The sequence below is a fragment of the Arthrobacter sp. AOP36-A1-22 genome (assembly GCF_052377615.1).
Lineage (GTDB): Bacteria > Actinomycetota > Actinomycetes > Actinomycetales > Micrococcaceae > Arthrobacter_H.
The window spans coordinates 87083-100363 of record NZ_JBQSWX010000003.1 but is presented as its reverse complement, the minus strand read 5'-3'; the positions used below and the strand labels follow the sequence as shown (position 1 = coordinate 100363).

Here is a 13281-nt window from a genome sequence, read left to right as displayed (position 1 = left end):
GGCACGACAGTGCACTCGACAACGCCGCCATCCACCACGCCAGTACCGGCGCGGGGACGCTTTTCCTTCGACCTCAAGGACCTGGTGCTCATCGTGGTCCTGGGGGTCGTCTTCGGGTTCCTCTACTGGGCCCTGGTCCAGGCATCGGCCGGGCTGACCCTGCTGATGGGCCCGTTCGGGGACCTCTCCTCGCATCTACTCTTCGGCGGGTGGCTGATCGTCGCCCCGATCGCCGTCGCCGTCATCAGACGCCCCGGCGCCGGGATCCTGGCCGAGGTCATCGCCGGCGGGGTGGAAGTCGTTTTCCTCGGTTCAACGGCGGGTCCGATGCTCTTCCTCGTGGCCGCCATCCAGGGTCTGGGCAGCGAACTGCCCTTCGCCCTGCGCCGATACCGGTCCTTCAGCTGGGGCGTGTACGCCTGCTCGGGGCTGCTCGGGGCCGGGCTGGCCTTCGCCGTCTCGGCCTTCCGCTTCGGATGGTACGGGCAGGACTTCTTCGTCATCCGGCTCGTCGTCCAACTGCTGTCCGGTCTCATCCTCGGCGGGCTGCTGGCCCGCCGGACGGTCAACGCCCTGGCGAAGACCGGCGTGGTGGACAACTACGCCATCGGACGCGATCTGCCCACCACCGGGGGAGCATGAAACCGGTGGGCGCGGCGGTGATCGCGCTTCAGGAGGCCACGGTGCACTACCCCCGGCGGGCGGCACCGGTGCTGCAGGAGGTGTCGCTGGGCCTGGACGCCGGGGAGCAGGTCATCATCCTGGGCCCCTCGGGGGCCGGGAAATCCACGTTGCTGCAGCTGATGACCGGGGTCATCCCGCATTCGGTGGCGGCCCGCACCACCGGCCGGGTCCTCGTAGCCGGCCAGGACACCGCCCACAGCAGTGTTGCCGAGCTCTCCCGGACCGTGGGCGTCCTGGCCCAGGACCCCGAATCGGCGATGTGCATGCCCGATGTGGACCGGGAGATCGCCCTTCCACTGGAAAACCATGCGGTGGCCCCACCCCGGATCGACGCCCTGATCGACGCGGCGCTGGAACACATCAACGGAACCGGGCTGCGAGGCAGATCCACCCGGCAGCTCTCCGGCGGTGAAGGCCAACGGGTGGCCCTGGCGGCCAGCCTGGTCGCGGAGCCCCCGGTGCTGTTGCTCGACGAACCCACCTCGATGCTCGACGCCGAGGGCATCTCCTCGGTGCGCCGGGCCATCGACCGGGCCGTGGAAACGCGCGGCCCCGCCGTCGTGCTGGTGGAACACCGCATCGACGAGTACGCGGGAAGCGACGGCGTCGCGGGGCTCCCTGCCCGGGCCATCGTGCTCGATGCCGCAGGAACCCTGCTGGCGGACGGCCCCACGCCGACCGTGCTGGAGCAGTGGTCCAGACGGTTGGTGGCTGCGGGGTGCTGGACACCGCTGGACACCGAACTGCAGGCGGCCTTCGGCACCGGGGGAGGGCTGGCCTGCCCGATCATCCGGGACCGACTGCTCGGGTGGGCGCAGGACCGGCCCACGGTTCCGGCACCGTCCCGCGGCGGGGTCGTCCTATCCGCGCGGGGACTCTCGGTCACCCGGGCCCCGGCATCGGCCAGGAAACGCCGGCGCGACCCGGAAACCATCACCGCCCAGCTGGAAGGCATCGACCTGGAACTGCATTCCGGGGAGATCACGGCCCTGCTGGGCGCCAACGGGACGGGCAAGACCAGTTTGTTGCTCGCGTTGGCCGGGCTGCTGCAACCACTAGCCGGCACAGTGACGGGGGACCGCCCCGGGCTGGTGTTCCAGAACCCCGAACACCAGTTCGTGGCCTCCACGGTCCGCGAGGAGATCGGCCATGGCCTGCCCGCGGTCATCAATGGTCGTCCCGCCGATGAGCGGATCGAGGCCCTGCTGGCCGAACACCGGCTGACCCATCTGGCGGAGGCCAACCCCTTCCGGCTCTCGGGCGGGGAAAAGCGCCGGCTCAGCGTCGCGGCCATGCTCGCCCATTCGCGCGCCACCCTGCTGGCCGACGAACCGGGCTTCGGGTTGGATCGCAAGGCCACGATCTCGATGATGACAGCCTTCCGGGACGCCGCGGCCGAGGGGCAGTCGATCCTGTTTTCCAGCCATGATCTGCGCAGCGTCGCCACCCTGGCCCATCGGGGGATCGTCATCGCCGGGGGCACGATCATCGCCGAGGGGCCGATCTTCGAGGTGCTGGGCGACCGGGGGGTGCTGTCCCGGGCCGGGATCGTGCTGCCCCCGTTGCTGGACTGGCTGGTGGAGGTCGAGGACCGCCCGGAGGCGATCAGGGCCATCCTGGACGGGCTGGATCGGGAAGTCTCCCCGGTGCCCGGGATGCAGGTGCAGTCGTGAGCGCGGGCCCCCTGCCCTGGGTGAACACGGCCACGCCGTTGGGGCGGCGCAACCCCACGATGAAGCTCGCCGTGTTGTTCGTGGTCTCCTTCGCACTGCTGTTCGTCTTCGATCCGCTGACCCCCGCCCTGCTGTATCCGTTGGCGCTGGCCGCCGTGCTGATCTGGGGCCGGCCCTCACCCCGGATGCTGCTGCTGGCCCATATCCCGTTCCTGGGGTTCGCCCTCGGGATGCTCATGATCAACGCCATCACCCGGCCGGGGGAGGAACTGTTCACGGTCCTGGGCCTGCAGGCCAGCGTCGAAGGGGTGACCCTGGGTGCCTCCCTGGCGTTGCGCACCTTCGTCCTGGGGGTGCTGTCGATCGGTTTCGTCTTCTCCACCGACGCCGTGGCCCTGACCGACAGCCTGCATCAGCAGGCCCGGCTGGGCCCACGGCTCTGTCATGCGATCCTCGCCGGGTACCAGATGCTCCAGGACATGCCCGGCACCTGGCAGACCATCCGGCAAGCCCAATCCGTGCGGGCCCCCGCGCCGGCCCCGGGGGTGCGCCGGCCCGGGATCCGGGAGTTCGGCCACGCTGCCTTCTCACTGCTGGTGGTCTCGCTGCGCCGGGGGGAGCGCATGGCCCAATCCATGGAGTCCCGCGGCCTGGGGTTGGCTCCGAGAACCGTCTGGAAGCCCATCCGGGTCGAACGAACCGACTGGATCATGGCTTTCGGTGTGCTCACCGTTTTGGTGGTGGTGTTGGGTCTCGGCGTCACCGGTGGCTGGATCAGGGGCTACTCGGCACTCTGGGGGTGAGCCCGGGCTCGGATCATGGCCCACACGCCCATCCCCGCTTGGTAGGCTGCTGGCCTTGTCCACGGTGAGAGGAATAGAGGCATGAGCCAGGACCCCAATGCCTTCGGCAGCACGGCGCGGGCGATGAACAACCGGGCGACCAAGGCCAAGAAGCTCGCCCGGTTCCTCTGGGATCGGCACCTCGGGCCCGAGGAACTGGCCGAGTACACGGATCAGGAACTGCGTTCCATTGCCCGCGATGCCGGAGTGCATCCGCCATCGACCGGGGAAACCTGGGAGGCGACCGCCGAATTGCTCGCCGCGCAGGAGCAATGGCTGGAGAAGCATCCGGACCATCCCCTGGGTGAACGACACTTCTTCGCCGAAGGATGGAAGTTCGAGCCCGGGTTCGGCGGCTGAACGACCCAACCCTGCGACGGGGAGTTTTTAATCGGCCCGCCGCCGGGATCCGAGTATCCGTGCGGGGAAAACACGTGTTTCGGCCACGAAAGGCAAGAGGGCCCCTCGCTGGTTCCCCGCCCGGCCGGGCCCTAGCGTGGGAGCAGGGCAGGCGTCGCCGCGGCCGGTGTCTCCACGGAGACCAACATGAACTCGCACCCATGTCCCCGGCAGCGGGCGGCGTCAGGGCGATGGCAGGTTGCGCCTCGCTGACACCCCGGCCCACCGCGACCGAACCCATGACCCAGGCAGGGGCGGGGATCAGGATGGCGGTGGCCGGGGTGCCGCCTCGGCGGGGGCCGCTGCAGTAGCCTCGACACCATGAGCGCGCCACGCAGTCCCGGACGGTTGCGCCGGCATGGCCCGTTCGTCCGATTCTGGGCCGCATCCACCGTCTCGGACTTCGGCACCTACGTCACCTCCGTCGCGCTCGCCGTCCTGGTCCTGGTGACCTTGGATGGAAACGCGCAGGACCAGGGGTGGGTCAGTGCCGCGCGGTGGGCGCCGTATCTGATCTTCGGGCTCGTGGCCGGGATCTGGGTGGATCGCTTCAGTCGACGCAGTGCCCTCATGGTCGCCGACCTCGGTCGGGCGGTCCTCCTGGGGGTGCTGTGCCTCGGAGGGGTGTCGGGATGGCTGTCCGTTCCCGCTGTCGTTGCGTTGGTCTTCGGCTTCGGGGTTCTGTCGCTGGTGGGCGATGCCGCCTACCAATCCTTCATCCCGCAGCTGGTGCCGCGGAAGTTGTTGGTCAGGGCCAACGTCCGTCTGGAGCAGAGCGGCACGGTGGCCCAGACCATCGGAGCTGCGGTGGCGGGCGGCCTGGTCGCCGTGCTCACGGCGCCCTGGGCCCTGCTGCTCGACGCCGGAAGCTTCCTGTTCTCAGGAATCGTGGTGGCCACTCTGCCCGGACGCCCTGCGGGGAATGACAGTGTCTCCAAGGACCGCGGGAAGGGGCCGAGCCTACGCTCGCGGGTGGCCGAATCGGTGCGTTGGCTCTATGGGCACCACTACTTGGGTCCACTGGCCTGGAGCACGCATGTGTGGTTCATCGGATCGGCGATAGTGGGCACGGCCCTGCCGGTGCTCATCCTGCAGGCTGCCGGGCTGGGTCCCCTCGATCTGGGGGTGGTTCTGAGCTGCGCGGGTGTCGGAGCAGTGGTGGGTACCAGCGTCTCCGCCCGGTGTGGAGAACGGTGGGGGACGGGCCGCGTCGTCGTCCTGGCCCGTGGTCTCGAGGCCCTCTCCGTGGTGGCTTTGGCCCTCATCGCCTCGCTACTGCCGCAACTGTCGCCCGCCTCCGGGGGGCGGGTCGCCCTCTTGGTGTGCCTGGGGGCGGCACAGCTGCTTTGGGGTGTGGCCATGGGGGCCGAAAGTCCATTGGAGATGGGCTTCTGGCAGGGACTGACACCCGATGCGATGATCGCCCGGATGACGTCGGTCCGCCGTTCGGCCAACCGCGGGATGATCGTTCTCGGGGCCCCTGTGGGCGGGTTCATCGCCACCGTGGCGGGTGTTGGTGCTGCCTTGTGGGTCGCCGCGGGATTCATTGCCGCAGGCATGATGCTGCTGGCCGTCTCTCCCTTCCGCACCGTACGGATCGAAGAGGTCCTGCTCGACGACGACGATGTGGCCGGCCGGTAGAGGGCGGAGACCGGAGCCCAAAACCCGCGTCATGGGTGTTGGAAATGCCCGGACACCCACGTATGCTGACTTATTGTCACTTCGACAATAACTCGGAACTGCGTCGGGAAGGAGCCGGAATGGAGTTCGCCAATGTCTCCGAACGCCAGGCCATGAGCCCGGAACTGGCTGTCTCGACGGTGATCTTCGCCCTGCGGGACGAGGCCGACGACGGCGAGGCGGTCGGCAGGCCCACGCTCTGGCTGCCGCTGATCCGCAGGACCCGCGAACCCTACCGCGGTCAATGGGCGCTGCCGGGTGGTCCGCTGGGGGCCCGGCAGACGTTGCAGGATGCCGCCGCAGCGAACCTACGGGCCACCACCGGTCTGGCCCCCAGCCACCTCGAACAGCTCTACGCCTTCGGCGGGCTGGACCGGTCCCCGGCCCACCGGGTCGTCTCGATCGTGTATTGGGCCCTGGTCCGGGAAGACGACGAGCAAGGTACCGAAGCCGCCCCCGTCGCCGGCGGGGCCCCGACACACCGGGAGCGGCTGCTGAAGGACCCCAACGTGGCCTGGTTCCCGGCCCGCGACGACGCCGTCATCGAGGCCCTGGCCTTCGACCATGCCGAGATCGTCCGCTACGCCCTGTGGCGGCTGCGGAACAAGGTCGAATACGGATCCATCGCCCACCGCTTCCTGGGCCCACGCTTCACCCTGGCCCAGGTCCAGGAGGTCTACGAGGCCGTCCTGGATCGCCGCCTCGACGCCGCGAACTTCCGCCGCCACCTGCGCGGAGCCCCCGGCATCGAGGCCACCGACGAATACCTGCACGGGGGCAAGCACCGCCCACCGCGCCTGTACCGGTACGCGGGGGACACCGCCGCGGTACCGCAAGAGAACACCAACACGGAAGAACAACGGGATAGATCATGACCAGTGTCAACAACACCATCGCCCAGCTCACCCTGACCCCGGTCGGGGACACCGCGGACTCGGGGGTCTGCACCTCCGATCAGGTGAAATCCCCCTGGGACCTCGACACCGGGCTGCCCTCCTACGGCCCCGGCTCCTCGATGGATGACGTCGCCCCTGAGGACACCCCGCAACAGGGGGTCATCCCCGAGAAATACCGCACCGCCGACGACGCCGAACTCGACGAACGCATCCGTGCGGCCCAGGAGACCCTGGGCGAGCGGCTGGTGGTGCTCGGACACTTCTACCAGCGCGACGAGGTCGTGCAGTACGCGGACTTCATCGGGGACTCCTTCCAGCTGGCCAACCAGGCGCTGAACCGCGAAGAAGCCGAATACATCGTGTTCTGCGGGGTCCACTTCATGGCCGAGACCGCCGACATCCTCTCGAAGGACGCGCAGAAGGTCATCCTGCCCAACCTGGCCGCCGGCTGCTCCATGGCGGATATGGCCGATGAATCCTCCGTGGAGGAATGCTGGGAACAGCTCGAGGAGATCTACGGCACCGAAGCCGACTCCGAGGGGCGGGTCCCCGTCATCCCGGTGACCTACATGAACTCCTCCGCGGCGCTGAAGGCCTTCGTGGGACGCAACGGGGGGATCGTATGCACCTCCTCCAATGCCACGACCGTGCTCGAATGGGCGTTCGAACGCGGCCAGCGGGTCCTGTTCTTCCCCGACCAGCACCTGGGCCGCAACACCGCCAAGGCGCTGGGCATCGACCTGGAGCAGATGCCGCTGTGGTCCCCGGCCAAGCCGTTGGGCGGGAACACCCCCGAGGCGCTCCAGAACGCGAAGGTCCTGCTCTGGCACGGCTTCTGCTCGGTGCACCGCAGGTTCAACACCGGCCAGATCGACAAGGCGCGTGCCGAATACCCGGGGGTGAACGTCATCGTCCACCCCGAATGCCCCATGGAGGTCGTCGACGCCGCCGACTCGGCAGGATCCACCGACTTCATCCAGAAGGCCGTCGCCGCCGCCACCGAGCCGACCACCTTCGCGATCGGCACCGAGATCAACATGGTCAACCGGCTCGCCGACCAGTACCCGCAGCACACCATCTTCTGCCTGGACCCGGTGATCTGCCCCTGCTCGACGATGTACCGGATCCACCCGGGCTACATCGCCTGGGTCCTGGAGGAACTCGTCGCCGGACGCGTGGTCAACCAGATCTCCGTCCCCGCAACCGATGCCGCCAACGCCCGGGTGGCCCTGGAACGGATGCTGGCGGCTAAACCGTGAGGAAGCCGCTGGAACTGGCGGTCGTCGGATCGGGGGTCGCCGGGCTCTATGCGGCGATCACCGCCGTCGAACACGGCCACCGGGTCACCCTGCTCACCAAGGACGCCCTGGCCGATTCGAACAGCTGGTACGCCCAGGGCGGGATCGCCGCCGTCGGACCCCGGGGGACATCCCGCGGGGATCAGGTGGCCAGCCATATCGAGGACACCCTCACGGCAGGGGCACGGCTGAACGACCCGGCCGCCGTGAGGGCTCTCTGCTCCTCCGCCTGGGGGCATATCGAAGCCCTGATGGCACTGGGCACCGACTTCGACGCCGAACCCTCCGGGGAGCATCCGGCCCTGGGGCTCGAAGCCGCCCACACCCACGCCCGCATCCTGCACGCCGGCGGGGACTCCACCGGGAAGGTGATCGCCTCGGCGCTCATTGACCTCTGCCGCCGGCTCGCCGGGCAGGGACGCCTGGAGATCCTCGAACACGCCTTCGTCACCGACCTGGTGGACGACGCCGGGGTGGTCACCGGCCTGCGGTACCTCCAGGGGGCAGAGGCCATCCGGCTCGAGGCCGACGTCGTGCTCCTGGCCACCGGGGGGATCGGCTCGCTGTACGGATGGACCACCAACCCCGCGGGGGCCACCGGCGACGGGGCCGCCCTGGCGTGGCGGGCCGGAGCCCTGATGGTGGATGCCGAATTCGTCCAGTTCCATCCGACCCTGGTCCGTGCCGGCAGGTTCATGGTCTCCGAAGCCGTCCGGGGGGAGGGTGCGATACTGATCGACGGTGACGGGCACCGCTTCATGACCGGGGTGCACCCGGCGGCCGAACTGGCGCCCCGCGACGTCGTGGCCCGGGCCATCCACCACGTCCACGCCACGGGAGGACAGGTGTTCCTGGACGCCCGGGCCGTGGAGGACGCGAAGGGGCAGGGGTATCTGGCCCGCCGGTTCCCCTCCATCACCACCCGTCTGGCCGCCCTGGGCCTGGACCTGGCCGCCGCACCGGTCCCGGTCACCGAGGCCCAGCACTACTGGATGGGCGGGGTCCATGCCGACGGGTGTGGACGCACCACCGTGCCCGGACTGCGGGTGGCAGGGGAGGCGGCCTGCACCGGAACCCACGGGGCCAACCGGCTGGCCTCCAACTCGCTGCTCGAAGCACTCGTCCACGGCTTCGGAGCGGCCTCCTCCCTGGGGGCCGACGACGCCGGGGAGGCCTGCACCCCCACCGCGATCGATTATGTGTTCGAACTCAGTGACGGGGCCACCGATCCCGCGGCGGCACCGCTGAGCCTCGAAGGGCTCCAGGAGTTGGCCACCGCCCGGCTGGGGGTCGAACGCACCGGGGAGGGACTGGCCAAAGCCGTGGCTACACTGACCGCCGCGCCCTCGGGCCCGGGAGCAAGGACACGGGAGGAGGCCGAACTGGGCCACCTGATCACCGTGGGGCGCCTCATCGCCGAAGCCGCGCTGGCCCGCACCACCTCCATCGGCGCCCACTACCGCACCGATGCCCCGCCACCCACCGCCGCACCCCGACGGGTCCGCACCGGCTTCGTCCGGGCCACCCGGACACCCACACCTGATACCTCCGCCGGGACGGGCAGCAACGACCTGCTGCTGACCGGCAGCCCCAACCCCTGAGGAACGAATGACCACCCTGCACCACGGCCCCACCACCGGGGCCCACTCTGCCGCTGTAGAGACACCCGAGCCGATGCCCGTGCCGCAACGTGTCATCGAGAGCCTCGTCGACGCGGCGCTCGCCGAAGACAACCCCACCGGGGACCTGACCGGGAACGTCCTGCTGCCCGTCCACGCCACGGCGACCGCCGACGTGATCGCCAGGGAACCGGGCATCGCCAGCGGCCTGGGCATCTTCTCGACCACCATGACCCGGACCGATCCGACCACCACCGTGGAATTCGCGCTCGCCGATGGGCAGGAGTTCGCCGCAGGGGACGTGCTGGCCACCGTGAGGGGATCGGCCCGTTCGGTGCTCGCCGGTGAACGGGTGGCACTGAACCTGCTCCAACGCCTCTCCGGGATCGCCACCCTGACCCGGGCCTTCGTCGACGCCGTCGCCGGCACCGGCACGCGGATCGCCGACACCCGCAAGACCACCCCGGGGCTGCGGGCCCTGGAACGCTACGCGGTGCGCTGCGGCGGCGGACACAACCACCGTGGCTCCCTCTCCGAGGCCGTGATGGCCAAGGACAACCACCTGGCCCTGCTGGGCACCGGGGCCGAGCTGACCGCCGCCCTGCGTGCCGCCCGCGCCCGGCTCGGACACACCGTGCACTTCGAGGCGGAGATCGACGGGCTCGACCAGCTCGAAGCTGTCCTGGCCGCCGGGGTGGATACGATCATGCTCGACAACTTCACCGTCGAAGACCTCGTCGAAGGGGTGCGACGGATCAACGGGGCCGCCTATGTGGAGGCCTCGGGGAACGTCACCCTGGATACCGTCGCCGCCTTGGCGGCCACCGGGGTCGACGTCATCTCCTCCGGAGCACTGACCCATTCGGTCCGGGCGCTGGACGTGGGACTGGACATGCGCCTCGGCGCCAGCCGGGCCCCCGGCACCCCGATTGCCGGCGCCCCTCAAGCGCAGGGCACGGTGCGGGCATGATCTATCTCGACGCCGCCGCCACCACCCCGGTCAAACAGCAGATCCTCGAGCTCGTCTGGCCGCTGATGGCCCGGGACTTCGGCAACCCCTCCAGCACCCACGGCATCGGGGAGACCGCGGCCCGGGCGCTGGACTACGCTCGCACCACGGCGGCCGGCACCCTGGGGGTGCGCACCGGGGACATTGTGTTCACCTCCGGTGGTACCGAGGCGAACAACCTGGCGATCATCGGTCTGGCCCTGGCCAACCCCCGCGGCAGACACGTCATCCGCTCGGGAATCGAACACTCCTCGGTCCGGGAGGCCTGCGACTACCTGCAGCGCCACCACGGGTTCACCATCGACATCGTCCCCGTGGGCCCCGGGGGACTGGTGGACCCCGCGGAACTCACCGCCCTGCTGCGGGAGGACACGACGCTGGTCACCGTCATGGCAGTGAACAACGAGATCGGCACCATCCAGCCCCTGCCGGAGATCTCCGCCGCCACCCATGCGGTGGGGGCGTTGATGCATGCCGACGTCGTCCAAGCGGCCGGCTGGCTGCCCATCGCCGAACTGGCCAGGGACCTGGATGCCCTCAGCCTCTCGGGACATAAGCTCGGCGGGATGAAGGGGGCCGGGCTGGCCATGATCCGCGGGAAACTGGCCCTGGAACCCGGGATCCATGGCGGGGGACAGGAACGCGGGCGCCGTTCGGGGACCGAGAACATCGCAGGAGCCGTCTCCACGGCCACCGCCCTACGGTTGGCGTCCTCCCAGGTGGAAGCCTTCGAGACGACCCGGGACCGGACCGAACAGCTGATCGATACCGTCCTGGACGGGCTCAACCACGGACGGGCCCCCGGGCAGGAAGCGGCACTGCTCACCGGGGACCGCGGGCGGCGGGTGCCGGGCATCGTGTCCTTCGTCTTTCCCGGGGCCAACGGGGAAACGATCCTGTTGGAGCTGGAACGCCGCGGGGTCATCTGCTCCTCGGGCTCGGCCTGCGCCGCTGGATCCACCGACCCCTCACCGGTCCTGCTGGGCCTGGGGCTCGACCCCGACGTCGCCCGCACCGCGGTGCGGCTGAGTTTCACCGCCGAGACCACCGAGGTGCAACTGAGCACCGCGGCCCGCGCCGTCGTCGCCGCGGTCCAGGCAGTCACCGACACGGCGCCGGCCCGCGTTGTCGCACGGCCCGAGGAGGCGTAAATTGAAAGGACCGGCCGTCTTCGGCGCATGAGGCGAGGCACGGGTCGGAATGGCACGACGAAGAGACCCCCCGGAACAGCCGGTCGCCTCTTCCACCGGTGGAAGGGAGCCTGCCATGGCAACGAAGGAAGCAACAACGAAAAGTCGTGACCGCACGGGAATCGTCTGGTTCGTGCTGGGGCTGGTGATCATCGCGATCTACGGCACCTCCGCAGTGCTGGTGCAGAACCCTTTCGTGGACCAGACGCACACCTCGCTCTGGCTCGGCGTCATCATCGGCCTGGTCATGGTCGTCTTCGGGCTCATCGGGATGACCAAGCGCCGCCACCCCGGCCACTACTAGGCCCCGCGGTTCCCGCCACCGACTGGTGGGGTCCCTAGCGGGCGGCGGCGACGTCGACCCGCCCATCCGCCACGGCCCACCGGTGGTCCAGGCGGACGTTCTCCAACAGCCGGCGGTCGTGGCTGACCAGCAGCAACGCCCCGGTATAGGACTCCAGTGCCTCCTCGAGCTGCTCGATCGCCGCCAGATCCAGATGGTTGGTCGGTTCGTCGAGCACCAGCAGATTGACTCCGCGGGCCTGCAACAGGGCCAGTGAGGCCCGCGTCCGCTCGCCCGGGGAAAGCTCCGAGACCAGGCTGGTGCTCTGGTCGGCCTTCAACCCGAATTTGGCCAGCAGCGTCCTGATCCCCGCGGGATCCATCGACGGGACGACCCGGGCGAACGACTCGCCCAGGGCCAGGCCGTCCTCCAGTTGCCCCCGGGCCTGGTCGATCTCTCCGATGGCCACGCTGGCCCCCAGGGACGCCGTCCCCTGATCCGGGGCCGTCCAGCCCAAGAGCAGCCGCAGCAGGGTCGACTTGCCGGCCCCATTGGGCCCGGTGATGCCGATCCGGTCGCCGGCGTTGACCTGCAGCGAGACCGGGCCGAGAGTGAATGAGCCCTGGGTCAACACCACGTCATTGAGCGTGGCCACCACCGATGAGGAGCGGGGGGCGGTGCCGATGGAGAACTGCAGTACCCATTCCTTGCGCGGCTCCTCCACCTCGTCCAAGCGGGCGATCCGCGACTCCATCTGCCTGACCTTCTGTGCCTGCTTCTCCGTGGACTCCATGCTGGCCCGACGACGGATCTTGTCGTTGTCCGGGGCCTTGCGCATCGCGTTGCGCACCCCCTGGGAGGACCATTCGCGCTGGGTCCGGGCCCGGGACACCAGCTCCGACTTCTTCTCCGCGAACTCCTCATAGGCCTCCCGGGCATGCCGGCGGGCCACCGCGCGTTCGGCCAGGTAGGCGTCATATCCGCCGTCGTACACCGAGACCTGCTGCTGCGGCAGGTCCAGTTCCACGATCCGGTTGACGCACCGGGAGAGGAATTCCCGGTCGTGGGAGACCAGCACGACGCCGGTGCGCAGTCCCCGCACGAAGGCCTCCAGTCGTTGGAGCCCCGCCAGATCCAGGTCGTTGGTCGGCTCGTCCAGCAGCACCAGGTCGAAGCGGGAGAGCAGCAGGGCCGCCAGGCCGACCCGGGCGGCCTGGCCCCCGGAGAGCGCCGTCATCACGGTGGAGGGGTCCAGTTCCAACCCCAGTTCGGCCAGCACCGGGGCGGTCCTGTCCTCGAGGTCGGCCGCCCCGGAGGCCATCCAGTGGTCGAAGGCCTCCGAGTAGGCGTCCTCGGCACCGCGGGCCCCGGTGGCCAGGGCTTCGGCGGTGGCTTCCATGGCCACGGTGGCCTGGGCGCAACCGGTCCGACGGGCCAGATGGTCGGCGATGCTCTCCCCGGGGCGGCGTTCGTGCTCCTGCGGCAGCCAGCCGATGAAGGCCCCGTCGGGGGAGGCGGTGACCGAACCGGAGCGGGGGGTGTCCAGTCCGGCGAGCAGGCGCAGCAGCGTGGATTTACCGGCCCCGTTGGCACCGACCACCCCGACCACGTCGCCGGGGGCGACGGTGAAGCTCAAACCGGAGAACAAGGTGCGGTGGGCAGGACCTCCAGCGAGGTCCTTGGCCACGAGATGGGCGCTCATCCACCC

Annotated in this window: 12 protein-coding genes; 11 read left to right on the top strand and 1 reads right to left on the bottom strand. The window is 69.7% G+C overall.

The window, feature by feature from the left end; translation table 11 throughout:
* Nucleotides 1-9 precede the first annotated feature (9 nt).
* The 11 genes from ACT3S2_RS03015 to ACT3S2_RS02965 all read left to right on the top strand — a co-directional run bounded on the left by ACT3S2_RS03015 (nt 10) and on the right by ACT3S2_RS02965 (nt 11594).
* Entirely contained in the window at nt 10-642 is a 633-nt protein-coding gene (locus ACT3S2_RS03015) for an ECF transporter S component (RefSeq protein WP_444561206.1), read from the top strand.
* The gene (locus ACT3S2_RS03010; protein WP_444561205.1) at nt 639-2357 is read left to right on the top strand and encodes an ABC transporter ATP-binding protein; all 1719 of its coding nucleotides are present in this window, start codon (nt 639-641) and stop codon (nt 2355-2357) included. The genes ACT3S2_RS03015 and ACT3S2_RS03010 overlap by 4 nt, the downstream gene beginning before the upstream one ends.
* A complete protein-coding gene (locus ACT3S2_RS03005) occupies nt 2354-3160 on the top strand; it encodes an energy-coupling factor transporter transmembrane component T family protein (protein ID WP_444561204.1) in 807 nt (268 codons plus the stop codon). The genes ACT3S2_RS03010 and ACT3S2_RS03005 overlap by 4 nt, the downstream gene beginning before the upstream one ends.
* Nucleotides 3161-3241: 81 nt before the next feature.
* Nucleotides 3242-3559, top strand: a complete 318-nt coding sequence (locus ACT3S2_RS03000; RefSeq protein ID WP_444553505.1) for a hypothetical protein — start codon at nt 3242-3244, stop codon at nt 3557-3559.
* A gap of 360 nt (nt 3560-3919) precedes the next feature.
* Nucleotides 3920-5239: an MFS transporter gene (locus ACT3S2_RS02995; protein WP_444561203.1), complete on the top strand. Its 1320-nt coding sequence runs from the start codon at nt 3920-3922 to the stop codon at nt 5237-5239.
* A 119-nt stretch (nt 5240-5358) separates the two neighbouring features.
* Nucleotides 5359-6153 carry an NUDIX hydrolase gene (locus tag ACT3S2_RS02990; RefSeq protein ID WP_444561202.1) on the top strand — a complete coding sequence of 265 codons (795 nt, stop codon included), beginning with the start codon at nt 5359-5361 and terminating at the stop codon, nt 6151-6153.
* Nucleotides 6150-7433 carry a quinolinate synthase NadA gene (gene nadA, locus ACT3S2_RS02985; RefSeq protein ID WP_444561201.1) on the top strand — a complete coding sequence of 428 codons (1284 nt, stop codon included), beginning with the start codon at nt 6150-6152 and terminating at the stop codon, nt 7431-7433. Before ACT3S2_RS02990 ends, nadA begins: the two co-directional genes overlap by 4 nt.
* Nucleotides 7430-9073 (top strand): L-aspartate oxidase, encoded by a 1644-nt coding sequence (locus tag ACT3S2_RS02980; protein WP_444553500.1) that lies wholly within the window; start codon nt 7430-7432, stop codon nt 9071-9073. Before nadA ends, ACT3S2_RS02980 begins: the two co-directional genes overlap by 4 nt.
* Before the next feature lie 7 nt (nt 9074-9080).
* The gene (nadC, locus tag ACT3S2_RS02975; protein WP_444561200.1) at nt 9081-10061 is read left to right on the top strand and encodes a carboxylating nicotinate-nucleotide diphosphorylase; all 981 of its coding nucleotides are present in this window, start codon (nt 9081-9083) and stop codon (nt 10059-10061) included.
* Complete coding sequence (locus tag ACT3S2_RS02970; protein WP_444561199.1) at nt 10058-11251, top strand: cysteine desulfurase family protein; 1194 nt, start codon at nt 10058-10060, stop codon at nt 11249-11251. The genes nadC and ACT3S2_RS02970 overlap by 4 nt, the downstream gene beginning before the upstream one ends.
* A 115-nt stretch (nt 11252-11366) precedes the next feature.
* The gene (locus tag ACT3S2_RS02965; protein WP_444561198.1) at nt 11367-11594 is read left to right on the top strand and encodes a hypothetical protein; all 228 of its coding nucleotides are present in this window, start codon (nt 11367-11369) and stop codon (nt 11592-11594) included.
* 34 nt (nt 11595-11628) lie between these two features.
* Here ACT3S2_RS02965 and ACT3S2_RS02960 read toward each other — a convergent pair whose 3' ends face one another.
* Nucleotides 11629-13275, bottom strand: a complete 1647-nt coding sequence (locus ACT3S2_RS02960; protein ID WP_444561197.1) for an ABC-F family ATP-binding cassette domain-containing protein — start codon at nt 13273-13275, stop codon at nt 11629-11631.
* Nucleotides 13276-13281 lie beyond the last annotated feature (6 nt).